Genomic DNA, 21,923 nt, shown 5'->3' with positions numbered 1-21,923 from the left:
AGCACACCTTTTTAATTCATGCTACAAAAGGGCCTATGAGAGAATATTATATAGATTACAACATCGACCTTGATAGCTACTTTGTTAAGGCCAAAAATGAGAGCTTCGCCATCGTTTTTTCTGATAAAAACAAGGCCCACTCTCACATGTTGTCTCTCACTCTTCAAACCATGAGTGATCCTCTTCAATCTCCTGATCTCTATGAAGAATTTGATAGTGAAGATGACCTCCATTTTTATTCTTTTAAAAACATCGAAAATAATAATGAAACATCGGACTGGGCCGACGAAGGTTGTTGCCAGTCAGGTTGTCCAGGTTGCCCTTGGACACTTTCACAGCTAGACAGTTTGAATCAATCGGACCTTCAATGAGAAATACTAAAATTTACAACTTTACGATACAAGAGAAAGTCACTCTTATCGATTTACTCGCTAAAGAAACTGAGCTTTCAAAGCAAAGCTTGAAAAGATACCTTAAAAATGGTGCCGTCTGGTATAAGAAAAAAGGCCGTAAAAAATTTGAAAGAGCGAGAAGAGCAAGTCTCGAACTATTCGTTGGAACAAAGGTCCAATTCTACTATAACCCTCACCTAGAAAAAATCGAATCGACTCCAATCGAATTGATCTATGAATCGAGACACTGGGGAGTTTGGTATAAGCCAGTAAATATCCTATCTCACGGAACAAAGTTTGCTGATGAAGGAGCAGTCGAGAGACAGCTTCAGCAATTAGGCAAAAAGGATGTCTATCTCGTTCACCGTCTAGAAAGAGAGACAGCCGGATTGATTCTCGTTTCTTACGATAAAACACTTGCAAGTAAATTCAGTGATATTTGGGCGAGTACAAAAATTGAAAAGAAGTATTTAGTTGAAGTTCGTGGGGATCTTGTCGAAGGTGACAAAGACAAAGTTATCGATGCCGTTTTAGAAGGAAAGAAGGCCGAAACCTATTTTCGTGTTATCGAAGCCAGAGAAAAGACGACATTAGTTGAAGCAACTCTTCCAACAGGAAAAGTCCAACAACTCAAATCTTACTTTGCCGATCTAGGTCACCCTATTGTTGGTGATCGTAAATTTGGTCGAGGGAAAAAAGATAGTGAGGAAATTAAACTCGTCGCTTATAAATTGAAAGTGACTGATCCTGTCACTAACCGCGTCTTCAACTTTGAAGTCCCTGAAGAAAAATTAGAGCACATATAAAAAATGCCCCTGAATAAGGGGCATTATTTTTTTTAAGATTCTTTTTTAGAAGACTTCTTTTTATTCTCGCTCTTTTCCTTGGCCTTAATTTTCGCAAGAGCATCGCCATTTCTTGTGTAGAGTGGAATCATTCGTGGAACGGGAATCATAATCCCCATTCTATTCACATGAACCTTCCCTATCTTACAAGGCTTAACCATATCGTTATCTCCTTTATGATTTCTTCTCACAAGATAATACCGATGGCCCAAAGGTCAAGGTCAAATAGGTCAACTCTCTGTCATTTTTCTCATGCGCCATTTGTCATTCATAGTATCGAGAACTTGAAAGCCATTTTTTTCATAAAACTGCAGTGCTCTTAAATTATTTTTCTCGACGAGCAAATGAACTTCATCGAGTGACCATCGCGACTTGGCATAAAAAAGAGCCTGATCGAGCATGACTTTAGAAAGCCCCTTAGAGCGAAAATCTGGCTGCATATAAACAAAGCACAGATAGCACATCTTAGGTTCCAATAGATAACGTTTAAAAGCGATGTGACCGATCTTCTTTTGATGGAGTTCAAAGATGAGCGATACTGATTCAGAGTGCTCTGCCTCAAGCCACTGCGTCCACTCACCTTCTTCAATTGGCCATCTCGCACTAGGCCAAGATAATTTTAACTCTTTCTCTGTTTGATAAACTTCTTTAAGTCCCTCAACATCAAAAGGATTATTTTCAATCAATTCAAGCAAGGCTCGCACCACAGAAGTTTAAAACTCTCTTTCTCGTTTGATCACTTGAATAGACATCGTGGTCTTTTGGTCCATCAAACACTTGGGTATTCCTCATGGCCGACCACATTTTCATGGCCTTATCATTTGATAGAAATTGCCCTTTAATGATGAGAAGAGGAAGCCCGTCGATCTCACTTAATTGGTGAACGAATCCCTCTGGTTTAAAACCATCTTTTAAAAGACTCGGAAGATCTGGATGAATATTAAATTGACCTACTCTCTTTTCAATTTTCTCCTTCCAGTTGCTATCAAAAGGAGGACAAAAAGGAACGTAGTCTCCAACAATTAATCCTAAAACTTTATCGCGATTATTAATGGCATATTTCAATCCTAGAGCAGCACCAAATGAATGACCGACAATGTAGAAACTATTGAGACCAACTTCATCAATGACTGCGGCAACATCACTTAAATGATCATCGACAGAAAAGCCAATCTTAACTTTCTCATCCTCAGGTAATTCACTCTCCCCACGACCTCTAAAGTCTAGTGAGATCACGGTCCCGAGTGCCTTATTATCATCTTTAGAAAAGAACTCATCAAAGCCTGTATAGTCCCATTTTGTTGCCAGTGCTCCTGGTAAAATGACAAGATTCGGCCCCTCTCCATGGCGTTGAATAGCATAAGAGATTGTTAATTGACCGTTTTTAACCTTTTTAAACTCTAAAGGCATATGCACCCTCCTTAGTGATGTTCAACCATTATAATGGAAATATTGAGAGTCCCTAGACGCAACGCAAACTCCCAATCAAACGTTATCATTTAATTAATAAAACATTTAAACACTTGAAGTTGAGATTTATCTTATAATAGAGACTATCCATTAGGAGGGCTCCCATGAATATTCACAATTTGTCTGTTAACCTTCTGACAAATAACGACCATGAAGCCTCACGAATAGGCTTTCTCCTCTCAAGCAATAACTGGGATGTCTCACTCTCTTGGAGTAAGGAAGAGTGCATTGAACATATCGGGACTGTTCCAACTGATGCCCTCATAATTTACTTAGATAATTATGAAATTTTTGATCAAGGAATGCTCGCAGACATAGTTCCAAGCACACCAATTGTTTTAATCAATCATTTGCCAAAAAACACTGAAACGAGAAATTGGCTGTTAACGCTTGTTGATAGTGGCTGCTATTTAGTTAATGAAGTCGAAATTGAAAAAGAACTCAAGCACTCCATCTTATCAGCAGTGCTCTTTTATCGAAGTGGAGAAATGGCTGCGGCTTAATTCTCATCACCTTCTTTAGCAATGACTTCCCAAGTTTCATCCGCCAAGAACTTCACAGTAGCAACGTAAGTTAGAGAATCATTATTCCACTGATCAGGTGAAATCATCGAAAGAATCTTAGAACCATCTTTTTTATCATAGAGATAATATTGATCACCAACGACAGGATCAAAGCTATACTTTGCATCATAGACTTGTGAAGAGAGATCAACTCGTGAGCGCAGTTGCTCGGCCTGTTTCGCTAGAACTTTCATTTGCTCAAAGATAGTATCGAGTTGCATTTGGGTTTGCCCTTGTAAGGCCTCCATTGCCTTTCCCTCTCTCATTCCCTTTTCAGTAGGAACGATTGAAAAGCCACCTTTTTCGTGAGCAAATTTGATCAGACCTTGAAGATCGACACGGTCCTCTTTAAAGACATCCAGTTCGTGCTGGGCCTGCTCTTTCTTAGAATTTTCTTTTGAATCTTTCTTTGGATTATTTTTGTCACTCATAGTGATAAGGTAACATAGAAAAAACCAGTGAGGAAAAAAAATAGGGATAAAACCTCACTGGTCTTAGAGATCGGAATTTGTGCAACCTAGACCCAAACCTCTTTCATCTAATTTACATGAATTAGCGAAAGCCACTATGAGCTAGATCAGTATTTTTAGATTTTTTTAAATCATGAGTAGATAGAGATCTTTCGCTTTTATATCAAAGCGAATAGTTTTACCGATCTCCTGCTCCTGATCATAAGGAACGCGAATGATAAATTTATTTTGATCAACAGTCTTCAGCCAAAGATCAACATAGGGTCCATAGAAGCGCTTCTTTAAGACTGTTCCTTTGTATTTTCCCTTATTATTCAATTCAGTCATTTCTGGGCGAACGACGAGATAGGCAAACTTAGCTTGTGAAAGAGCTTCTTGATGGGCCTTCGCTTCAAACTCTCCAAAACTATTCTTTATGTGATAGAGTCCATTTTCAAGAGGGGTAATAGGGCCAGCCAGAAGATTGACGGCACCACTAAAGCGGGCAACATAACTACATGCTGGTTTTTGATAGATTTCTCTCGGCGAAGCCAATTGCTTAACAATACCATCGGCCATCACCATCACGCGATCGGAACCAGAAAAGGCATCATCCAAGTCGTGAGTCACCATAATACAGCTTATTTCTCTCTCTTCTAGAATTTCAAATAGCTCAGCTTTTAATTGTTCACGAAGACTTTTATCTAAATTCGAAAAGGGCTCATCGAGAATTAAAACTTCAGGAGAATTCACGAGCGCCTTGGCCATCTCGGCCCTTTGCTTTTGTCCCGTTGAGAGCTCTGTTGGACTTTTAAAGTCTTTATACTGAAGACCAAAAACTTCAATCATATCTCTGACCTTCACATGAATTTCATCTTCATTAAGGTGGGCCACTTTCGTTTTTATATTATCAAAAATATTTTTATCATTATCTAATGAGAGCTCTTGCGGAACATAGGCGATCTTCTCATGCTCTTTTTCATATGGCAGCTCGGTATCATAAAAGAACATCTTGCCCGACTTAGGGCCAACGATACCCGCAATCATTTTAACCAAGGTACTCTTTCCCGTTCCAGAGGGACCGATAATAGAGAGGATCTCCCCTTTTTTAAGGGCAAAGCTTACTTCATTAACAGTGGTTAACGACTTTTCATCATATGTTTTCAAGAGTTTTTCTATGCGTAATATATCCATGCAAGGGTTTTATCAAAAAGCTCTCAAGCTGACTATGGGCATTGGAAGCTTTATCAAAACAATTCCTATTGACTCGATTCTGTTTGACAGGTCAAACATTTTATTTAGTATTAGACCAGTACCATGTTAATAAGGAGTTCAACATGAAAAAGACACTAGCAGCACTAGCTCTTGTTCCAGCTGTCGCGATGGGTGCCACAGTTACTGAACTAGAAAAGAAAATTGACGTTCTCGCTTCAGAAGTTGCTAAACTTCGTCACGGAGGAGCACAAACTCAAGGTCTTTCAAAAGACAAAGTTTACAATCTTGGAAACGGTCTATCGATTGGAGGATACGGAGAGATTACTTACACTAATAAAAGTGGAGAAAATGAAAAGGGTGATCGCTCTTCTCAACCAGCAACAGCTGATGCGCTAAGAAATATTCTTTACGTTGGTTACAAATTCGATGAGAAGTGGACTCTAAACACAGAAATCGAAATTGAGCACGCTAACAAAATTTATCTAGAATTTGCTCACCTTGATTACCACCACTCTGATGCTCTTAACTTTAGAGCGGGTGTTCTTCTTACACCAATGGGTTGGATCAATGAAACACACGAGCCAACAACATTCTTTTCAGTAAACAGACCAGAAATTGAAAATAAAATTCTTCCAACAACTTGGAGAGAGCACGGACTTGGTGTTTATGGGAAGCTTTCTTCTTTTAACTACAAGTTCTACATCATGAACTCGCTTGATGGTTCTGCTTCAAACTTTGGAGAGAATGGTGTTAGAGATGGTCGTCAAAAGGCTTCAAATGCAACGGCTGATCACTTCTCTTATGTGGCAAGAGTTGACTATACAGGTCTTCAAGGTCTTGTAGCTGGAGCTTCAGCATACGTTGGAAAACTTAATGGTGTTTCTGGTGTTAGCCACAATATCTTCGACTTTCACGCTGAGTATCAGTGGAAAGGTCTAAAGACTCGTGCTCTTTACACTTGGGCAGATCTTGATGGGAAGAAACTTAATGAGCAAAAAGGTGGAAGCGCTGCTGATAAAATGCAAGGTTACTACATTGAAGCTGGTTATGATGTAATGTCTGGATCAGACATGGCCATTATGCCATTTGTTCGTTACGAAACTTACAACACTCAAGAAGAAGTTCCAGCAGGTGTAACTAAGAACAAGTCACAAGAAGTAACAAATATCACTTACGGTGTTCAGTTCAAGCCAATTGACAGAATTACTTTCAAAGTTGATTATGTTAAAAATACAAATGAAGCTGAAACTGGTAGAGATTCATTCAACCTAGGTATGGGATGGCATTTCTAATTAAATTGAAAACATATTCTTCGATTTATAAGGGAGGAGTTTTACTCCTCCCTCTTTTATTATCAATAAACCTCTCTTTTGCAGGTGGAGCAACATTAAACGATGTTATGCAAGGCCATTTTCCTAAATGTAAAATTGAAAAGAAAATGATTTATCTCTCAGAAGAGGAATTACAAAAAGCAAGTTCACTTTCAGAGCTAAAAATTGATACGGGAATCGTTATGAGTTTTCTCGTTCAATGTGAAAAGGAAATGATTCACGCCTATATTGATTCGCAAGTTGTACGAACACACACTCAATCAATGCTTATCGCTGTCAAAAATCAGTCCATTGAAAGAATTAGAACTCTCAATTTCCAAGAGCCTGTGGAATATAAAGCACCAAAAAGGTGGCTCGATCTGTTTAAAAGCAAAATTTTAAATGGAGATCTTCATTTAAAGAAATCAATTGATGTCGTGAGTGGTGCAACTCTCACATCGAAATCAACAGTGATTAGCGCGAGACGCATTCTCGCAATCGACAAGGTTGCCTACAAGAAATGAGTCCAAGACAGAAGAATGCCCTTATTTATAGCTCCTACGCGAGCATACTCACTGGGCTTCTCTATGGAGTGTTTAAGTACTTCATGAAAGTTCAAGGTCTCTACGGACTACAGTCTCATCCCTTTCAAGCTCACTTTCACCACTTGCATATCATTTTATCTCCCCTACTTATTTTTTGTATAGGAGTGATATGGCAAGACCACATTTGGTTTCGAATTGTCTGCGGCTATCAAAAACTAAGAAGAAGCGGCCTCGTTATGACCGCCCTTTTTATTTTGATGACATTTTCGGGGTATCTACTTCAAAGTTCTGTCGAATCTTGGACAACAAGCCTTTGGAAATGGAGCCACATTGGATCATCAATCCTATGGACCATTCTCTTTATCTACCACCAATTCATGGGACAAAAACTTAAGCGGCCTGTTGTAAAAAGGTAGTTACTTCAGGTTCAACACCATGGGCCTTCACTTCGTACTCAACCAATGTGTTGAAAAAATCTCTTGTAAGACCGTCAACTCTTGCGGCCTTCCACAACTCAGTGATGGCATGATCAAATTCACCTGAATTTAAAACTCCATAATGACTACTTGTACTGTAAGCTGAACTAATTTCATCTCTGTAATGATCTACAATAACGTCTTTAACGATATAAAGTGCCATCCTCTTCCCCTTCTCAAAAATCGGATTCTTAACGTGATAAAGTCCATTATAAAAACAAATAAGATCTCGCTTTCAAAGAATTTCAAATTTCTATTCTAAATTCTTTTAAAACCAACACTTATAACTGATCTATCCAGTTTTTTGGCCCAACTTTTTTTCTTAAAAAGTGACACGAATCATTGTCAATTATCTAAATTCAATCCCTTACAAACGCACTCCTTGCGTTGACTGAAGACCTTCCGATCATTAGGATAGGCTCGATAAAAGGAGAACCATATGACCAATCAAGTTTCAGATATTTTTAATCCAGAGCTATGGAATGAAGTTCCAGGTTTTGAAGAATTCACTGATATTACATACCACAGAGCTAAAGACCAAGGGACTGTGAGAATCGCTTTTAACAGACCTGAGTGCAGAAATTCCTTTCGCCCTAAGACTGTTGATGAGCTCTATCGCGCACTTGAGCACGCACGTATGACCTCTGATGTAGGAGTTGTTCTTTTAACAGGGAATGGGCCTTCTGCTAAAGATGGAGGATGGGCCTTCTGTGCTGGTGGAGATCAAAGGATTCGTGGAAAAGATGGATACAAGTACGAAGGAAGCGAAGGTGTTGTCGATCCAGCAAAGCTTGGACGCCTTCACATTTTAGAAGTTCAAAGACTCATTCGCTTTATGCCTAAAGTTGTCGTTGCCGTCGTTCCAGGTTGGGCCGTAGGAGGAGGACACTCTCTTCATGTTGTTTGCGACTTAACAATTGCCTCTAAAGAACATGCAATCTTTAAACAAACAGATCCTGATGTAGCAAGCTTTGACTCTGGTTATGGTTCGGCCTATCTTGCAAAAATGGTTGGCCAAAAAAGAGCGAGAGAAATTTTCTTTTGCGGATTTAACTACTCGGCCGAAGAATCTTTCCAAATGGGAATGGTTAATAAAGTTGTCGAACATAAAGAGTTAGAAAATGAAGCTCTTCGCTGGGCAAAAGAAATGAACTCAAAATCTCCAACGGCCATGAGAATGCTCAAGTTTGGTTTCAACCTCACTGATGATGGAATGGTAGGACAGCAACTCTTTGCTGGAGAAGCAACTCGCCTAGCCTACGCTACAGATGAAGCAAAAGAAGGAAGAGATGCCTTCCTCGAAAAAAGAGATCAAGACTTTTCTAAATTTCCTTGGCATTACTAATTGAAAGTTAACGGCCCAGCAATCACTGTCTGGGCCATTGATACTTTTAAACAAAATCCCTTAGGCCTAATAAACTTCCCTTATTTTTGATTCGGTGTTACCTTCTTTGGCAGGAGGCAGCATGAGATTTGGACTTTTAATTATAGCGACATTAATTTGGGGAATGGGTTTTGTAGGAACAAGATGGACACTTGTAGACTACTCACCTCTTTGGTCAAATTCACTTCGCTACGTTTTCGCTGCACTCTTTTCACTGCCCTTTCTCATGATGAGAAGAACAATCAAAGATAAGATTGGTCCCATCATTTGTTCAGTGTTGCTTTTAACAGCTCTCCAGCTTCAAACATATGGAATTGAAATGACCACACTGGCAAAGAGTGGCTTTCTCACAGTCTTTTATTCTATCTTCACGCCCATTTTGACTTACTTCTTTTTTAAACAACGTTTTAAGAAAGGTTATTGGTTTCTCTTAGCGGGATCACTTTTTGGAATCATGCTTCTGTGTGAATTTAAAATCGACAATATCAATATGGGAGATATCATTACCATTATCTCGGCCTTCTTCTTTGCTCTCCATATTTTAGCTGTTGATAAATACGCTGCCCACTTACCGGCCGTGGAATTTAATCTTCTTCAATGTTTTTATATGGGAGTTTTAGGACTCATTTTTGGACTTATGTTTGAAGGACCACCAAACCTAAAACCTCTTTTAGATTTTGACTCACTTGTAACTCTTAGCCCTTCTCCGCTATTAGGATTTATTATTCTATCGATTTTTTCTTCGATCATCGCCTTTAGCTTTCAGGTCTTTGCCCAACAAGGAACGCCTCCTCATATTGTGAGCCTTGCCTTTCTTTTAGAGTCTATTTTTGCAGCACTCTTTGGCTATCTCTTTTTCGCAGAGACGCTCTCAATTCAAGCTCTCATTGGCTGTTCACTCGTTCTTATCTGTGTCGCACTCATTCCCAAAATGACAAATTTTGAAAAGGACGCTCAAGACTTTGAAGAACTCTCAGCAACCGCTGATTGATCATTGCGAAGTACGAGAAAACGAAAAAGACTAAGTCCCATCAGGGAGCAAAAGAAAATCACAGCAGTCATTGGAATGAGAGTTCCATTGGCAAATAAACTTACCGACAGAGTAGAACTCGATCCAAAGACAAAGAGAAGAGTTCCAAGTAGCGCTGAAGCACTTCCTGCGTGAGTTGAGTGATTTAACAGGGCTCCTGCCGTCGTATTAGGAAAAACCATACCAATAGATGCAATACAAAAGAAAAGAGGTACAGCAATTCCATAGAATCCAAACGTTTCCGTAATTCCATTAAATAAGAGAAAGCAAGCGCAAATAAAGTTCACCAGAGTCACTCTCTTAATAATTTGATTGATGGACATTCTAGATAGAAGATAGCGATTAACCTGAGAGGCCATGATCAATCCAAATGCATTAAGACCAAAGAGCAGGCCGTATTGTGATTCTGTTAAATGATAGTACTTCATAAAAACAAATGATGAGCCTGTGATATAAGAGAAGAGAACCCCTTGAATCATTCCTCCTGTACAAAGGTAACCGATAAAAGATTTATCCTTTACGATCTCTCTGTATGTAGAAAAGGCCATCTTCAAAGCTCGTGGGTTTCGTTTTTCCTTTGGATTTGTTTCTTTTAAAAAGAACAGAACATTGATGAAGGCCAAAACACCAATACAACCGAGGATGATAAAAATAATTCTCCACGTGTAGGCACTTAAAATAAAGCCACCAATCGTTGGAGCAAGAATGGGAGCAACTCCCATGATAAGCATTAAAACTGAAAAAATTTTTGCGGCATCGTCTCCATCATAGAGATCTCTAACAACCGCTCGTGCCATAACTGTTCCGGCACATCCTCCAAGTCCCTGGATAAAGCGCAATAAGATAATTTGCTCAACCGAGTGAGCGTAGATACAAAGAAAAGATGAACAGATATAAAGAAAGAGTCCAACAAAGAGCGATGTTCTTCTTCCATACTGATCAGATAATGGTCCATAGAAAATTTGTCCTGCACCCATACCAATAATGAATGCTCCAAGAGTCAGTTGAATCTGCGATATAGGAACAGCAAACTCTTCTGAAAGAGAAACAAATGATGGCAGATACATATCGATACTTAAAGGTCCAAAGGCCGTTAAGAGCCCTAAGATTAAAATAGTTAAATTATTATTTGGATTTTTGATTTGGTTCATGAAGACTCCGATTTCTTTAACCATCTCCCAAGTCTGAGTATAGGTCAATGGAAGGAGCCATTTTCAAATAGATCCTATTGAAATAAAAAAGCCCCGAAATAACGGGGCTTCATAATCAATAGATTTTAGTGTTGGTGTCCACCTGGTCCATGAACGTGACCGTGATCAATTTCCTCTTGGCTTGCATCGCGAATCTCAACAACTTCAACATCAAAAGTTAGTCTTGTTCCAGCAAGTTCGTGGTTCCCATTAATCGTCACTTCAGAATCAGTAATTTCATCGACCTGAACAACCATTGGCCCATAGTTACTATCAATGTGGAATCTCATCCCTACTGTTAGCTCTGGGAATTGTGCAAATTGCTCTTTAGGAAGTTTTTGCACGAGACCTTCATCATATTCTCCATAACCATCTTTTGCTTCAATCGTTACTTTAAATTTGTCTCCAACATTTTTACCTTCCATTTCTTTTTCAAGACCTGGAATAATATTATTGTGACCCTGTAGATATAGAAGAGGCTCTGCGCCTTGAGATGAATCGAGAACATCTCCATTATCATTTGTTAAATGATAGTGCATTGTCACAACTTTGTTTTTAGAGATCGTCATAATTAAATCCTTATGTAGAATTAGCGTTATACTTTAACCCTAGGCCATATTGAGGAGAATGCCCAGAAATACTTGGCAAAACATTGAAAGTTTTTATGTTTTCTTGAATTAGAGCTGTGATGACATCGAGTATTAGAGATAGAACTCTACACCACTAGACCATTTGTATTCATCAACATTTTCAGTCGTTACTTCGTGAGAAGAATAATTGAGATAGTCACTAAGTCTTTCGACTTTATCAACCTTAGCACCCCATGAGTTAAGTTTATCCAATTGAGCTAAATCATGAATCAATTCTTCAATTATCGTATCATCTCCTTCCATTGAACATGTGACATGATTTCTATCATTGGGATCATTTGTGGCTCCGGCATCAAGCTCTCTTTTGATTGCGGCCCGAATAAAAGTTTGGCGAAACATGATTCCCTGAACCTTGCCATAGACATTAATCGTAACTTTCTTCTTCATTAGAGCCTCCTTCACACAAGAAAACATAATTTCATTTTATACTGCTAGAGGAAAATACGAGAAATTAAACAGAACGATTTTTAATCTTTTTTAATGTCGTTGCGATTGAGTCCGTCTTGAATGATTTAAGAAATGAAGAATAAAGCCAAGATAGGCTTCCATCCTCATCTAATTTTAAAAAGAGACGGGCGATCTTTTGAGATAGGATATTTGGAACTTGTACAAAAGCAATATGAGTAAGATCTAAGACAAAACGAAGAGGTGCCAACCCACTACTTGAGTTCATTTTCTTTGAAGAGATAGGAAAATAAATTTTTGAGCTATTCGATTTCAAAGAGAGATCAATTAGATTTTTGCCTTGGTCTCTATTGATTCCATCAAAGAGAGTTTCTCTTTTTCCATCTTTCATTTCAACAATAAGACAATTTGTAAAAGCACAAGAGAGCTTGACCTCGTGTTTGTCATTTCCAATCTTAAACTCATCTGCTTTTGCAGATGAAAGAAGAATTGCTAGAAAAGAAAATAGAACACAAAGTTTTTGAACCATCTCGTTGGCCTCCTTAAGAAAATTTTAGCCAACAGAGATTTTTGTGCAGAGACTTTGAAAAAGATTCCCTTACTGTCAAAAAGAGAGACACTCATCTCCTATCGTAATTTCTAACACTTACAAGAATTTCATCTTCTAGTTTCCTTATTTTTTCTAAATCCCCATACTTGATTTGAACCTTTTTCATGGCCATATCTAACCGATCTTTAAGTTCTTGGGCCCTACGGCAATTAGGGCATATAAGTAAGTGTAGAGAAACACGACATTTTTGCCAAAAATGTAAATCTTCACTAGACCATAAAAGTGTATAGACCCTCTTGCACGTCAACATCTTGCCACTCCTTTTCATTGAGTGAGATTCCAAGAGAAAACGTTACATCCTTTTTTCAAGATCGAGTAAGCGAGAAATACGACTTGTTGTCGTTGGATGAGTGTCGAGCATGCTCGTTTTTTGATTGGGACGAAAAGGAAAAAAGAGATTCAAAAAGCGCCCTTGTAATCGAAGTAACTTTCTAAGGGCCATGGCAAGTCCCAGAGGATCTTGAGTAAGAAGACTTGCATTGAGATCTGCCTTATATTCTCGATTTCTCATGATGGCCAAAATAAGGAATCTGAGTATCCACGGCGAGAATATGATGGCAAAGGCCAGCTGCAAACGTATCTCTATTAAGTTTAATAAGTAAAATGGTAAGCAGAGAATTAAAATAATATGAATGGCCGTACTGACAAAAGAGATAAAGCTATAAATAGCGGTTGTTACTTTTAAAAAAAGCGGGTCTCGATTAGAGATATGAGATATTTCATGGGCCAAGACAGCTTTAAGTTCTCTCTCTTGCATCGTATTGATCAAACCTCGAGAAATGGCTATACCATAATACTCACCAAAATCAGCAGTGAAAGCATTAATTTGAAAGGTATCGAGAAAATACAGTCTAGGTCTTTGATCAAGTGAAGCCCTTACAGAGAGATCATCGACAATAGAATAGATAGAATCAAAATCCTCTCGATCTAATTGCCTTGCTCGATAGTAGCGAAGTAAAATCTGGGAACTATTTTTCAAATGAAAAGTAAAAAGGATAGGAATGATCATTGAAAAGAGCGCACTAAAAATATCTCCAAAAATCACATAGGTCGTAATGACACTAACCAAACAGAGAATCGAAAGAAGGACCACTTCTTCAATAATAAGCCTCAAGTTGTAAGATCGCCATTTTTTAAAATTTAGCAAAAGCTACTCCTAAAAAGGATTGAATATCTGTCACCGTAAACTTAAGATTCAACCATGATAGAAGCAAATGGACTCACAAAACAATTTAGAAGCTACAAAAAAGAACCTGGACTCTTAGGTGCATTCAAAACCTTCTTTAAAAGAGATTATATCACTAAAAATGCCGTTGAAGACTTTAATCTCGAGATTAAAAAAGGCGAAATCATAGGATTACTAGGGCCTAATGGTGCTGGGAAAACAACCCTTATGAAAATGTTCACAGGAATTATTGTTCCCTCTAAGGGGCAGTTATTAGTGAATGGTCATAATCCATGGGAGAGAAATAAAGATTTTCGAAAAAAGATCGCCTTGGTCATGGGACAAAAATCTCAACTTTGGTGGGATATTCCGGCCATGGACTCACTTTCTCTTCTTCAAAAGTACTATGAAATACCAGATGATATTTTTCAAGAAAAAATTGAATCGATGTCGACTCTTCTCGATGTCAAAGAACTCCTTCACGTCCATGTTAGAAAATTATCTTTGGGTGAGAGAATGAAACTAGAGCTCATGGCGAGCTTACTGCACTCTCCCGATATAATCTTCCTTGATGAACCAACCATTGGACTTGATCTTGTGGCCCAAGAAAATATTAGAAACTTCATCAAAGAATACCATCAAAAAAATAAGGTTACGATTATTCTCACATCTCATTATATGGCGGATGTACAAGCTCTCTGTGATCGCATTGTTCTTATCTTTAAAGGGAAGAAAGGATTCGATGGTCCCATAAGAGACTTTGAAAAAATTCTCGGTAAAAAGAAAACGGTAACATTCACCTTTCAAGACGATCAAGTATTTGCACATTCATTCTGGCGAAATCACGATTGCCAATGGAGTGAAAACAAAATGGAAGTTGAATTGAAACTTGATGAAAATGAACTCAACAAAGTTTCCAGTGAAATTCTTTCGACATTTTCCGTTTCAGATTTTCATACAGAGAAAATGCCTATTGAAAAAGTTATGAAAACCCTTATGGCCAATCCCGAAATTCTGACGAGAGATCAATAGCATGAAAAATGTTGCAAAGTGGTGGCAAACAATTAAGATTAGTTGGTCTAAATACACGGCCTATCGATTAAATTTCTTCCTACAAGTTATTGGCCCTGCCATTGTCTTCTTTTTCATTAAGTATAATCTTTGGTCATCAATTTATGGTGGCGATGAGCAACAGGTCATTCAAGGGTATAATTTTCAAGAAATGATCCACTATCATATCTGGACCCTTATTATATCTCTTTTGGCCCAAGGTCATAACTCGATGAATCTCTCTGAAGATATACGCTTAGGTAGAATTTCAAGTTACCTCATTTATCCTTTTAACTTTTGGGAATTTCATACGGCAAGTTTTCTCAGTTTTCAATTTCTACAATTACTCATTAGTCTTGTGACAATTGCAATTATATCAAGTTTTGGATTCCTTGCGGATTTAACCGTCTCCCAACTTGCAATTGGAATATTATTTTGTTTTTACATCTCATTTTTTTGGTATCTCTTACAATATCTTTGCGGAATTCTGGCCTTCTGGCTGGAAGAAACTTGGATTTTGCGAGTCATCTTGCAAACTCTCTCACTCTTTTTATCGGGGGCAATTTTGCCACTAGATTTTTACCCAAAGGCCTTTGTCGATCTTCTTCAATGGACACCTTTTCCCTATCTCACCTACTACCCTGTTAAGATTTTTGAAGGTGACTACTCGAAACTTCCAATCGCCATAGCAGTGATTGGACTTTGGATAATGATTGCTTTTCTTCTCAATCATTTAATATGGAAAAGAGGAATAAAAAACTACACGGCAGCTGGAATTTAGATGAATACAATTAAACACTACCTCAGTATCTATAAAATGTACGTGGCAACAAGTGTCTCAGAGGCATCAAGTTTTCGCTTAAACTTTGTTCTTCTCATTGTCATGGATATCTTCTTTTATTTGAGTGCTCTTTTAACTGTGAGCTTCATCTATGACCACATTTCAACAATTGGTCCATGGGATAGAGAACAATTACTTTTCTTTGTGGCCTTTATGCTAACAATAGATCATCTTCACATGACTCTTCTTAGCGAATCATTCTGGATACTATCTGAAGATATAAAAACAGGAAGACTTGACTACACTCTCCTAAAGCCCGTTCATTCGATCTTTATTGTCTTTTTTCGTTATTTTCGGCCATCGAGTTTTATTAATATCATCTTCACTTGGAGTGCGCTCATTTACTATGGACTTAAAGTAGATTTACCAATTGTTTCTTGGATTTCACTTCCACTACTGGTGTTGCTCTCATTTATTCTCTTAGCAATCATTGAGTTCATCATTACGACAAGTATGTTTTGGTTAACAGAAGGACTTGGAATTAATGTACTTAGAATGCAATTTCAGCAACTGGCCCGTTGGCCTGATTTTATCTATAACCCACTTGCAAAGAGGGCCCTCACTTTCTTTTTCCCGATTTTAGTCATTGGTTCAGCACCTGTAAAATTCTTGCTGCAACCAATAAGCGTTAGTCCACTGTTAGGGCTTCTTGTGGCCATCGTTGCGTCTTATTTATTCTTAATCTTTATTTGGAAAAAGGCCATTGCTCACTATGACTCTGCTTCTAGTTGATTTTCTTTAATCGACTAACAAACAGTGGGCCGAACCCACAATGATCAGGAAGAAAAATAACTCCATACTTCGTTTTTTCCCCAAGATCATAAATAGGACCTTCTAATGGAGAAAACTCAAACTGATCTCCTTTCTTTGAAAGAAGCTTTTCGAGAACATCATCATTTTCAAGTGGGGAGATAGAGCAAGTCGAGTAAACAATTTCAGCTTCTTTCTTTGCCGCTAAAAGAGCAGAACACAAAAGTCCATACTGAAGACCAGCAAGCCTCTTCGTTCGCTTTACCGTCCACTTTGAAAGCTCAGATTCACTTTCTAAAATATGTTTTTCGCCCGAGCAAGGGGCATCCACAAGAATCTTATCATAGGTTTCAACTTCGTCTAGGCCAAAGCGAAGGCCATCTTTACCAGAGATAGAGATACGCATTCTCTTTTCTTCAGGAATATAGTCACGAATAACTCTCTTTAAGCGATCGCGTCTCGTTCTAGAGACTTCGTTACTCTTTTGATTTCCTCCATCAACGAGCGATTCAAAGAGAACAAGTGTTTTTCCCCCAGGTGCAGCACACATATCGAGAACCTCATCACCCGAATTGATAGCAAGCGTTCTCGCCACAATAATACTCGCAGGGTCCATCCCATAAAATAGACGAATTCCATTTTCATCACAGAGTTTTAAATCCTCACTATTTTCTCCAGGATAATAGCAAGACTCCAACCACTCTATTGGTCTAAGCTCTAATGACTCACACATCTTTAAGTCGCTAAACTTATTGCGTCTCCAAACCTTGAAGTCTTTTTCAATCATGGCCTTTTTAAGCGTGTCCCATCTCGACGAGTAGAATTCGCTAAAAAAATCATCAAAACTGAGTTTCGTCTTACTTTTGTCTTTTTTTGCCATCAGTATCACCTTAGAAATTGAGAAGATAGAATAGCTGTTTTTGCTCAATTTCGCCACAGAATGAGATATTTACACTTTAAAAATAAATTTATTTATTAAAGTCTATGAAATTCCTTAACTATGAGAAAACTTTGACAAACATTTATAAATTTTAAATGAGCTAGCCTATACAATAGGCTCTAGTAACGTTTATCATTCAGAGGAGCTTCTCATGGGTATCGCCGCTGCAACAATAGATGAACTTGAAACCAATGCCCCATTTTATATAAATTCAACCTACGAAGGCCTCGAAGGTAGGCTCTACGTCACAAGAGACCACTACCTCTTTGCCAGTGAATCGGAGATCATTCACACCATTCCCTTTGAACATATTATCAGTGTCAACATGCCGGTACCTGTGCATGAAAAGGGAATCATAGAAGTTAGAAATGATCAAAATGTCTATCGCTATTTTATCGATGACGATGCAACGAGTGCCGAGGAAGTCTACTACTATATGAAAGGTTGGACTTTGAGCAAGAACTCCATGAATCACTTCTTAAAAGAGCGTGTTGATATGAAAATGATGGAGTGTAAAAAAATGTTCACGCCCATTGTTGTCTCTAGAATGATTGAGACGCCCAATATCTTTCATCCAAAAGAAAAAGTACAAGCGGCCCTTCTTGGAAGATTCAGCCCTAGCTTTTCTGAGCACATCTATGGAGTTCTCGTTGTTACTGATATGAGAATCTTCTTCTTTGACTCTACAGGGATTTTAAAATCTCTTGAGAGGACAAAATATAAAAGCTTGAGGATTATTAATTGCTTCGATAATTTTTGCGATAAAAACGGTCGAAGAACTTATAGTGTCGAATTCAATGATAGCGATTTCATCGTTAGTGTTAAAACGAGTCGGCATATTAAAATAGAGATGTTTCACTATGTCTTAGAGCCTGAAAAAGAATTAGATGAGTCATTTTAATGAAACTAACTTTAGAGCGAGTTAAAAAGGGAATCATTTACCAGATCATTCCCTTGCTTGTCATCGGCTATACACTCTCAGTGGGATTAGCAGTTCTCTTGTGGAGTAATGATATTCACTCTCCTTCCTCGGGACTAGCTGCAACCAATAGGATGCTCAATTCCTTTTTCTCTGCTCTATTAACCTCAATGGCATTAATTATTACACTCACTTCAAATCTCTATACAGCACGTATTTCTAAAATTTTTGTGACCCACCCTCTAACAGTTATTGGAATGGGGTTTATTCTTATCTCTAATCTCTTGGTTATGATTTGTAATATTACCTCACCAGAAAATCCATACTATCATGGCCTCTACCTTGCGAGCTTCGTTATTAGCTGTCTGGCCATTGGTGGGATCATTCCCTACTTGTACTATGTAAGCCAATTTATTAAACCGAGCTACTTTCTCCCCCTTCTTAAACACCAAGTTCTTAAAAAGTTGAATCGAATCAGAAAAGAAGCTGTTCCTCTAGAATTTAAAGAAAGCTGTTTTGAGTCTTTTGAAGTCCTCTCCAATATCGCTTACACAGCAGCAAAAAGAGATGACAAACATCTCATCTATATGGTTTTTGATCGCTCCTATGAAATCGTCAATGATCTCATTAGTAATTACGAAGAAGAGCAAAGTACATGGAGACTTTATGAACCTTCATTTATCGTTGGGATCTCTCAAGAAGCAAGGTTTTATCTTGAAAAAGAAAAAGAGTGGCCTGAGGCCTATTTCATAGGCAGGCTCACTAAAATCGTCAATAATCTCAACAAACAAAATAATGAAATCATTCCCTTTTACTGTGAAAAACTTCTAGAAACATTAGATGAGGCCATCGATCAAAATAGAGAAACCTTAATTGATCTGCATCTCATGACATTAAACTCTCTTTTCAACCGTGCGGTTGAGGCCAAGGATAATGATCGCTTTCAATCAATTAGTTACTACTACCGACTTGCCATTGAGCTATTAATCAACAACCCTATTCATCTGAAGTTTGCCGTAGAGAGTTTCTTTCACTACGCCCTACAGTCGCATAGGCATCAACTTAAAAATGCTTTAGAAACGATGTTCTTTGATTTAGGGCGAATTATTCTCTACTGCGCTTATGAAGACGAAAAGTTAGCGATTAACTTTGTTTCAAAGAGTATTCTACCACTCATTGAAGAACGAGTGACAGAAGCTGAACACCAAGAAATTTTATTAAAGACAATGGCAAAAACATATTGGGAGTCAGCTTCAAAAGGTCAAAAAGATCTGGCCGCTCATATCTTTGACACCTTTATCAAAGATGAGCTGAAGCTGAGGGCCGCCACTCGCCCACTTCTTCGCTATAGAAGACCACTACACAGAGAATTCAACGATAGACTTTTGAGTTTTTCTTATTTAACAGAGAATGCCCTTTTTCTAGCAGAAGAATTCGTTCACAAAGAAATAGCTAGCTAAGAAGTAAATCTTTTAACTCTTGAAAGTTAATTGGCTTTTTCAAAAAACCATCGGCCCCTAGTTCTTTGGCCTCTTTTTTTGCATCGAGACTCTGTTGCCCTGAAATCATATAGACTTTTTGATGCTGATCCCGATCTTTAATTTCTCGCAACAATTCAAGGCCATCCATATTAGGCATATTGATATCACTGATAATATACTGAAATTTATCCGGCGGGGTCCCCTTGATGAAAGTCAGTGCATCTTGAGCAGAGGAGAAGAAAATAAATTTAATTTCATTTTTCTTTATCTCTTTTTTAAATTTAATATTAAAAAGAGGAAACATATCTGTTTCATCATCAACTAAAACGATACTTCTCATAGATACTCCTTCTCTCTATTATCCGTTAATAACTCACAAAAAGACCTTAAAAGTTCTTCAATTTTCCCTCATAAAGCGATAGATTCTCATAGACGTTTCAATTTAGCAGGAGACAGAGATGAATGAATTTATTGAAAAAATCATAGCGACACTAGAATCAAATGGCTTTCCACAAAAGCGTGTTTCACTTCCAGTTGAAAAAATGTATGAAGCGGCCGATAACAGAGGTCTTAATTTCAACAACGTTTTAGAAAAGATGAAAGCTGATCATCAAATTGACTATACAATTGAAACAGAGAAAGTTGTCTTTGAAAAATCATTGGCCCAAGACTCAGCTTTTGGCGATATGTCCAAAGAGGATATGATGAAACAAGCTAATGATATGATGTCTTCGATGAGTCCAGAGCAATTGCGCGCACTCCAAGAGCAATTTGCAAATATGAGTGAGCAAGAGAAAGCTGACCTGATGCAAAAAGGAAGAGAAATGGGCCTGATCTAGGCCCATCCGTATTTTAAACTACCAAGGTAATTGTTCACCATTTGAATGCCAAAAACCACCAGAGTTTTCAAGAGTCAGCTCATCAATTCTCTTTGATAAACCCTCGGCTGCTTCTGTCGGAGAAATTTCTCCATTAAAGCCAGTCATTTTCGTTTGTACATATCCAGGATGTAAAAGAGCAACAGCAATCCCCTGCCCTTTAAGGTCCATGGCCAGCGACTTTCCAAAAGCATTTAATCCCGCCTTAGACATTCTGTAACCATAGTAACTCCCAGAAGTATTATCACTGATTGATCCCATTCGAGAAGAAACAAAACAAACCTTGGACCCTTGATTTAAATTCTTAATTAAGGCCATTGTTATTTTAAGGGGTGCAAGAGTATTCACTTGAAACTGCTTTTCAATGGAATCAAAATCCAACGCTTGTATTGTCTCATTCAAAAAAATACCTGCATTATTGATAAGAAGATCAACACCATCAATTTTCTCACTAAGGGAATCAATTGACTCTTGATTAGTCACATCAAAGTTTTCTATAATTTTTGCACCAGTCTCTCTAAGTGCAGAAGATGCCTCACGGCATAGGGCCACTACAGAGTCGCCTCTTTTAGTAAATATTTTTGTTAATTCAAGACCAATTCCCCTATTGGCCCCAGTAATGACAACATTTGCCATGACAACTCCTTATTAATTTAAAAAACGTTCAAACAAACAATTGAGAATATGATTAATATCTTCATCGAGGTTGAGTAGAAGAATTGATTTCTCTTCTTCTGAAAGAGTCGTCATATTCCCCTTTGGTGGATATGAAATATAGTGACAACCAAGAACGACACCATAAGAGCGCATAATCAACTTTTCACACTCCTCATTTGTTCTCGAAGTAATTCTAGAAATTTCAGAGGCGACATCTCTAACACCAGCTACAATCATATCTTTGTGTGAGAGAATCAACTCACTACTAAGTCCTCTTTGAAAAACAAGTCTTTTCATAGAAGCAAGTTTTAAGAATTGTTCGTTATCAAGAACAGGAGATGAAAAGATGCGAGAAAATTCTGTTGAGTTAATCGCTTCTTTTTCCTTAAGTGCGGTTTTAATTTCGTTAAACCAATTTTTAAAATAGACATCCATCGCATAGAGAAAAATCTCCTCTTTTGTTCTAAAATATAAATAGATTGTTCCCTTAGCAACGCTACTTGCTTTTGCAATATTATCAACAGATGGAAGCTCACCTCCCTGATCTTTAAATAAGAGATCTAAGGCCGTTTCAACAATCTTCTTCTTTTTTTCGTTCTTTTCGATTGCTGTACGCGAACGTCTTCTAACTTTTGTTTCATCTGTTTTTAAAGGCTTCATATTTTATACTCCATTGGGCTAACGTAAACTCATTTTAATGACCACAAG

Annotated in this window: 29 protein-coding genes; 13 read left to right on the top strand and 16 right to left on the bottom strand. The window is 37.9% G+C overall.

The annotated features are described in order from the left end of the window. Positions 1 to 35: 35 nt before the first annotated feature. On the top strand, positions 36 to 371 hold the full coding sequence (locus HBN50_RS02295; RefSeq protein WP_273867604.1) for a hypothetical protein: 336 nt from the start codon (positions 36 to 38) through the stop codon (positions 369 to 371). After that, a complete protein-coding gene (locus HBN50_RS02290; RefSeq protein ID WP_273867602.1) occupies positions 368 to 1,198 on the top strand; it encodes a pseudouridine synthase in 831 nt (276 codons plus the stop codon). Before HBN50_RS02295 ends, HBN50_RS02290 begins: the two co-directional genes overlap by 4 nt. Positions 1,199 to 1,230: 32 nt before the next feature. On the opposite strand, the gene HBN50_RS02285 is transcribed toward HBN50_RS02290, so the two are convergent. From HBN50_RS02285 to HBN50_RS02275, 3 genes are all read right to left on the bottom strand, one after another. Next, on the bottom strand, positions 1,231 to 1,398 hold the full coding sequence (locus HBN50_RS02285) for a hypothetical protein (protein ID WP_273867601.1): 168 nt from the start codon (positions 1,396 to 1,398) through the stop codon (positions 1,231 to 1,233). A 69-nt stretch (positions 1,399 to 1,467) separates the two neighbouring features. Then, entirely contained in the window at positions 1,468 to 1,932 is a 465-nt protein-coding gene (locus HBN50_RS02280; RefSeq protein ID WP_273867599.1) for a GNAT family N-acetyltransferase, read from the bottom strand. After that, a complete protein-coding gene (locus HBN50_RS02275; protein ID WP_273867596.1) occupies positions 1,925 to 2,647 on the bottom strand; it encodes an alpha/beta hydrolase in 723 nt (240 codons plus the stop codon). Before HBN50_RS02275 ends, HBN50_RS02280 begins: the two co-directional genes overlap by 8 nt. Positions 2,648 to 2,811: 164 nt before the next feature. Here HBN50_RS02275 and HBN50_RS02270 point away from each other — a divergent pair, with 164 nt between their 5' ends. Next, a complete protein-coding gene (locus HBN50_RS02270) occupies positions 2,812 to 3,210 on the top strand; it encodes a hypothetical protein (RefSeq protein ID WP_273867594.1) in 399 nt (132 codons plus the stop codon). Here the strand turns inward: HBN50_RS02270 and HBN50_RS02265 are convergent. Together HBN50_RS02265 and HBN50_RS02260 are read right to left on the bottom strand one after the other, a co-directional pair. Then, positions 3,207 to 3,701, bottom strand: a complete 495-nt coding sequence (locus HBN50_RS02265; protein ID WP_273867592.1) for a DUF2452 domain-containing protein — start codon at positions 3,699 to 3,701, stop codon at positions 3,207 to 3,209. The genes HBN50_RS02270 and HBN50_RS02265 overlap by 4 nt on opposite strands. A 165-nt stretch (positions 3,702 to 3,866) precedes the next feature. Further along, complete coding sequence (locus HBN50_RS02260) at positions 3,867 to 4,913, bottom strand: ABC transporter ATP-binding protein (protein ID WP_273867588.1); 1,047 nt, start codon at positions 4,911 to 4,913, stop codon at positions 3,867 to 3,869. Between the two features lie 143 nt (positions 4,914 to 5,056). On the opposite strand from HBN50_RS02260, the gene HBN50_RS02255 reads away from it, so the two are divergent. Both HBN50_RS02255 and HBN50_RS02250 read left to right on the top strand, forming a co-directional pair. Beyond that, the gene (locus tag HBN50_RS02255; RefSeq protein WP_273867586.1) at positions 5,057 to 6,226 is read left to right on the top strand and encodes a hypothetical protein; all 1,170 of its coding nucleotides are present in this window, start codon (positions 5,057 to 5,059) and stop codon (positions 6,224 to 6,226) included. Further along, complete coding sequence (locus HBN50_RS02250) at positions 6,214 to 6,768, top strand: FMN-binding protein (RefSeq protein WP_273867584.1); 555 nt, start codon at positions 6,214 to 6,216, stop codon at positions 6,766 to 6,768. The genes HBN50_RS02255 and HBN50_RS02250 overlap by 13 nt, the downstream gene beginning before the upstream one ends. 411 nt (positions 6,769 to 7,179) lie before the next feature. Here the strand turns inward: HBN50_RS02250 and HBN50_RS02245 are convergent, their stop codons facing one another. After that, positions 7,180 to 7,428, bottom strand: coding sequence for a hypothetical protein (locus tag HBN50_RS02245; protein WP_273867581.1), 249 nt, complete (start codon positions 7,426 to 7,428; stop codon positions 7,180 to 7,182). A gap of 276 nt (positions 7,429 to 7,704) precedes the next feature. On the opposite strand from HBN50_RS02245, the gene HBN50_RS02240 reads away from it, so the two are divergent. Next, the gene (locus HBN50_RS02240; protein ID WP_273867579.1) at positions 7,705 to 8,610 is read left to right on the top strand and encodes a 1,4-dihydroxy-2-naphthoyl-CoA synthase; all 906 of its coding nucleotides are present in this window, start codon (positions 7,705 to 7,707) and stop codon (positions 8,608 to 8,610) included. Positions 8,611 to 8,731: 121 nt separating this feature from the next. After that, complete coding sequence (locus tag HBN50_RS02235) at positions 8,732 to 9,640, top strand: DMT family transporter (RefSeq protein ID WP_273867578.1); 909 nt, start codon at positions 8,732 to 8,734, stop codon at positions 9,638 to 9,640. Here the strand turns inward: HBN50_RS02235 and HBN50_RS02230 are convergent. From HBN50_RS02230 to HBN50_RS02205, 6 genes are all read right to left on the bottom strand, one after another. After that, entirely contained in the window at positions 9,604 to 10,830 is a 1,227-nt protein-coding gene (locus tag HBN50_RS02230; RefSeq protein ID WP_273867576.1) for a Bcr/CflA family multidrug efflux MFS transporter, read from the bottom strand. The genes HBN50_RS02235 and HBN50_RS02230 overlap by 37 nt on opposite strands. A gap of 125 nt (positions 10,831 to 10,955) precedes the next feature. After that, complete coding sequence (locus HBN50_RS02225) at positions 10,956 to 11,438, bottom strand: FKBP-type peptidyl-prolyl cis-trans isomerase (protein ID WP_273867574.1); 483 nt, start codon at positions 11,436 to 11,438, stop codon at positions 10,956 to 10,958. Positions 11,439 to 11,570: 132 nt separating this feature from the next. Next, positions 11,571 to 11,906 carry an acylphosphatase gene (locus HBN50_RS02220; RefSeq protein ID WP_273867572.1) on the bottom strand — a complete coding sequence of 112 codons (336 nt, stop codon included), beginning with the start codon at positions 11,904 to 11,906 and terminating at the stop codon, positions 11,571 to 11,573. Positions 11,907 to 11,970: 64 nt separating this feature from the next. After that, the gene (locus HBN50_RS02215; RefSeq protein ID WP_273867569.1) at positions 11,971 to 12,453 is read right to left on the bottom strand and encodes a hypothetical protein; all 483 of its coding nucleotides are present in this window, start codon (positions 12,451 to 12,453) and stop codon (positions 11,971 to 11,973) included. A 91-nt stretch (positions 12,454 to 12,544) separates the two neighbouring features. After that, on the bottom strand, positions 12,545 to 12,784 hold the full coding sequence (locus HBN50_RS02210; protein ID WP_273867568.1) for a hypothetical protein: 240 nt from the start codon (positions 12,782 to 12,784) through the stop codon (positions 12,545 to 12,547). 42 nt (positions 12,785 to 12,826) lie between these two features. Next, positions 12,827 to 13,681, bottom strand: coding sequence for a zinc metalloprotease HtpX (locus HBN50_RS02205; protein ID WP_273867567.1), 855 nt, complete (start codon positions 13,679 to 13,681; stop codon positions 12,827 to 12,829). 54 nt (positions 13,682 to 13,735) lie between these two features. On the opposite strand from HBN50_RS02205, the gene HBN50_RS02200 reads away from it, so the two are divergent. Genes HBN50_RS02200 through HBN50_RS02190 form a run of 3 tightly spaced genes read left to right on the top strand, consistent with a single transcriptional unit; the run spans position 13,736 to position 16,322 of the window. Continuing rightward, positions 13,736 to 14,731 carry an ABC transporter ATP-binding protein gene (locus tag HBN50_RS02200; protein WP_273867566.1) on the top strand — a complete coding sequence of 332 codons (996 nt, stop codon included), beginning with the start codon at positions 13,736 to 13,738 and terminating at the stop codon, positions 14,729 to 14,731. Position 14,732: 1 nt separating this feature from the next. Then, positions 14,733 to 15,530 (top strand): ABC transporter permease, encoded by a 798-nt coding sequence (locus tag HBN50_RS02195; protein ID WP_273867564.1) that lies wholly within the window; start codon positions 14,733 to 14,735, stop codon positions 15,528 to 15,530. Next, positions 15,531 to 16,322, top strand: coding sequence for an ABC transporter permease (locus tag HBN50_RS02190; RefSeq protein ID WP_273867562.1), 792 nt, complete (start codon positions 15,531 to 15,533; stop codon positions 16,320 to 16,322). Here HBN50_RS02190 and HBN50_RS02185 read toward each other — a convergent pair. After that, on the bottom strand, positions 16,315 to 17,220 hold the full coding sequence (locus HBN50_RS02185; protein ID WP_273867561.1) for a hypothetical protein: 906 nt from the start codon (positions 17,218 to 17,220) through the stop codon (positions 16,315 to 16,317). The genes HBN50_RS02190 and HBN50_RS02185 overlap by 8 nt on opposite strands. 211 nt (positions 17,221 to 17,431) lie before the next feature. On the opposite strand from HBN50_RS02185, the gene HBN50_RS02180 reads away from it, so the two are divergent. Together HBN50_RS02180 and HBN50_RS02175 are read left to right on the top strand one after the other, a co-directional pair. Next, on the top strand, positions 17,432 to 18,181 hold the full coding sequence (locus HBN50_RS02180) for a hypothetical protein (protein ID WP_273867559.1): 750 nt from the start codon (positions 17,432 to 17,434) through the stop codon (positions 18,179 to 18,181). After that, on the top strand, positions 18,181 to 19,659 hold the full coding sequence (locus tag HBN50_RS02175; RefSeq protein WP_273867557.1) for a hypothetical protein: 1,479 nt from the start codon (positions 18,181 to 18,183) through the stop codon (positions 19,657 to 19,659). The genes HBN50_RS02180 and HBN50_RS02175 overlap by 1 nt, the downstream gene beginning before the upstream one ends. On the opposite strand, the gene HBN50_RS02170 is transcribed toward HBN50_RS02175, so the two are convergent. Next, positions 19,652 to 20,020 carry a response regulator transcription factor gene (locus HBN50_RS02170; RefSeq protein ID WP_273867554.1) on the bottom strand — a complete coding sequence of 123 codons (369 nt, stop codon included), beginning with the start codon at positions 20,018 to 20,020 and terminating at the stop codon, positions 19,652 to 19,654. The two genes, HBN50_RS02175 and HBN50_RS02170, sit on opposite strands and share 8 nt — an antisense overlap. A 118-nt stretch (positions 20,021 to 20,138) precedes the next feature. Here HBN50_RS02170 and HBN50_RS02165 point away from each other — a divergent pair, with 118 nt between their 5' ends. Continuing rightward, the gene (locus HBN50_RS02165) at positions 20,139 to 20,519 is read left to right on the top strand and encodes a hypothetical protein (RefSeq protein ID WP_273867552.1); all 381 of its coding nucleotides are present in this window, start codon (positions 20,139 to 20,141) and stop codon (positions 20,517 to 20,519) included. 18 nt (positions 20,520 to 20,537) lie between these two features. Here HBN50_RS02165 and HBN50_RS02160 read toward each other — a convergent pair whose 3' ends face one another. Both HBN50_RS02160 and HBN50_RS02155 read right to left on the bottom strand, forming a co-directional pair. Next, on the bottom strand, positions 20,538 to 21,194 hold the full coding sequence (locus HBN50_RS02160) for an SDR family oxidoreductase (RefSeq protein ID WP_273867550.1): 657 nt from the start codon (positions 21,192 to 21,194) through the stop codon (positions 20,538 to 20,540). Positions 21,195 to 21,206: 12 nt separating this feature from the next. Continuing rightward, positions 21,207 to 21,875 carry a TetR/AcrR family transcriptional regulator gene (locus tag HBN50_RS02155; protein WP_273867548.1) on the bottom strand — a complete coding sequence of 223 codons (669 nt, stop codon included), beginning with the start codon at positions 21,873 to 21,875 and terminating at the stop codon, positions 21,207 to 21,209. Between the last annotated feature and the right edge of the window lie 48 nt (positions 21,876 to 21,923).

This window comes from Halobacteriovorax sp. GB3 (assembly GCF_028649655.1).
GTDB lineage: Bacteria > Bdellovibrionota > Bacteriovoracia > Bacteriovoracales > Bacteriovoracaceae > BSW11-IV.
This window is presented reverse-complemented; position numbering and strand designations above follow the sequence as displayed.

Excerpts from the sequence above, each read along its gene's own strand:
- HBN50_RS02295 (WP_273867604.1), top strand. The coding sequence starts at position 36 with ATGAGAGAATATTATATAGATTACAACATCGACCTTGATAGCTACTTT.
- HBN50_RS02290 (WP_273867602.1), top strand. The coding sequence starts at position 368 with ATGAGAAATACTAAAATTTACAACTTTACGATACAAGAGAAAGTCACT.
- HBN50_RS02285 (WP_273867601.1), bottom strand. The coding sequence starts at position 1,398 with ATGGTTAAGCCTTGTAAGATAGGGAAGGTTCATGTGAATAGAATGGGG.
- HBN50_RS02275 (WP_273867596.1), bottom strand. The coding sequence starts at position 2,647 with ATGCCTTTAGAGTTTAAAAAGGTTAAAAACGGTCAATTAACAATCTCT.
- HBN50_RS02270 (WP_273867594.1), top strand. The coding sequence starts at position 2,812 with ATGAATATTCACAATTTGTCTGTTAACCTTCTGACAAATAACGACCAT.
- HBN50_RS02265 (WP_273867592.1), bottom strand. The coding sequence starts at position 3,701 with ATGAGTGACAAAAATAATCCAAAGAAAGATTCAAAAGAAAATTCTAAG.
- HBN50_RS02260 (WP_273867588.1), bottom strand. The coding sequence starts at position 4,913 with ATGGATATATTACGCATAGAAAAACTCTTGAAAACATATGATGAAAAG.
- HBN50_RS02255 (WP_273867586.1), top strand. The coding sequence starts at position 5,057 with ATGAAAAAGACACTAGCAGCACTAGCTCTTGTTCCAGCTGTCGCGATG.
- HBN50_RS02250 (WP_273867584.1), top strand. The coding sequence starts at position 6,214 with ATGGCATTTCTAATTAAATTGAAAACATATTCTTCGATTTATAAGGGA.
- HBN50_RS02245 (WP_273867581.1), bottom strand. The coding sequence starts at position 7,428 with ATGGCACTTTATATCGTTAAAGACGTTATTGTAGATCATTACAGAGAT.
- HBN50_RS02240 (WP_273867579.1), top strand. The coding sequence starts at position 7,705 with ATGACCAATCAAGTTTCAGATATTTTTAATCCAGAGCTATGGAATGAA.
- HBN50_RS02235 (WP_273867578.1), top strand. The coding sequence starts at position 8,732 with ATGAGATTTGGACTTTTAATTATAGCGACATTAATTTGGGGAATGGGT.
- HBN50_RS02230 (WP_273867576.1), bottom strand. The coding sequence starts at position 10,830 with ATGAACCAAATCAAAAATCCAAATAATAATTTAACTATTTTAATCTTA.
- HBN50_RS02225 (WP_273867574.1), bottom strand. The coding sequence starts at position 11,438 with ATGACGATCTCTAAAAACAAAGTTGTGACAATGCACTATCATTTAACA.
- HBN50_RS02220 (WP_273867572.1), bottom strand. The coding sequence starts at position 11,906 with ATGAAGAAGAAAGTTACGATTAATGTCTATGGCAAGGTTCAGGGAATC.
- HBN50_RS02215 (WP_273867569.1), bottom strand. The coding sequence starts at position 12,453 with ATGGTTCAAAAACTTTGTGTTCTATTTTCTTTTCTAGCAATTCTTCTT.
- HBN50_RS02210 (WP_273867568.1), bottom strand. The coding sequence starts at position 12,784 with ATGTTGACGTGCAAGAGGGTCTATACACTTTTATGGTCTAGTGAAGAT.
- HBN50_RS02200 (WP_273867566.1), top strand. The coding sequence starts at position 13,736 with ATGATAGAAGCAAATGGACTCACAAAACAATTTAGAAGCTACAAAAAA.
- HBN50_RS02195 (WP_273867564.1), top strand. The coding sequence starts at position 14,733 with ATGAAAAATGTTGCAAAGTGGTGGCAAACAATTAAGATTAGTTGGTCT.
- HBN50_RS02190 (WP_273867562.1), top strand. The coding sequence starts at position 15,531 with ATGAATACAATTAAACACTACCTCAGTATCTATAAAATGTACGTGGCA.
- HBN50_RS02185 (WP_273867561.1), bottom strand. The coding sequence starts at position 17,220 with ATGGCAAAAAAAGACAAAAGTAAGACGAAACTCAGTTTTGATGATTTT.
- HBN50_RS02180 (WP_273867559.1), top strand. The coding sequence starts at position 17,432 with ATGGGTATCGCCGCTGCAACAATAGATGAACTTGAAACCAATGCCCCA.
- HBN50_RS02175 (WP_273867557.1), top strand. The coding sequence starts at position 18,181 with ATGAAACTAACTTTAGAGCGAGTTAAAAAGGGAATCATTTACCAGATC.
- HBN50_RS02170 (WP_273867554.1), bottom strand. The coding sequence starts at position 20,020 with ATGAGAAGTATCGTTTTAGTTGATGATGAAACAGATATGTTTCCTCTT.
- HBN50_RS02165 (WP_273867552.1), top strand. The coding sequence starts at position 20,139 with ATGAATGAATTTATTGAAAAAATCATAGCGACACTAGAATCAAATGGC.
- HBN50_RS02160 (WP_273867550.1), bottom strand. The coding sequence starts at position 21,194 with ATGGCAAATGTTGTCATTACTGGGGCCAATAGGGGAATTGGTCTTGAA.
- HBN50_RS02155 (WP_273867548.1), bottom strand. The coding sequence starts at position 21,875 with ATGAAGCCTTTAAAAACAGATGAAACAAAAGTTAGAAGACGTTCGCGT.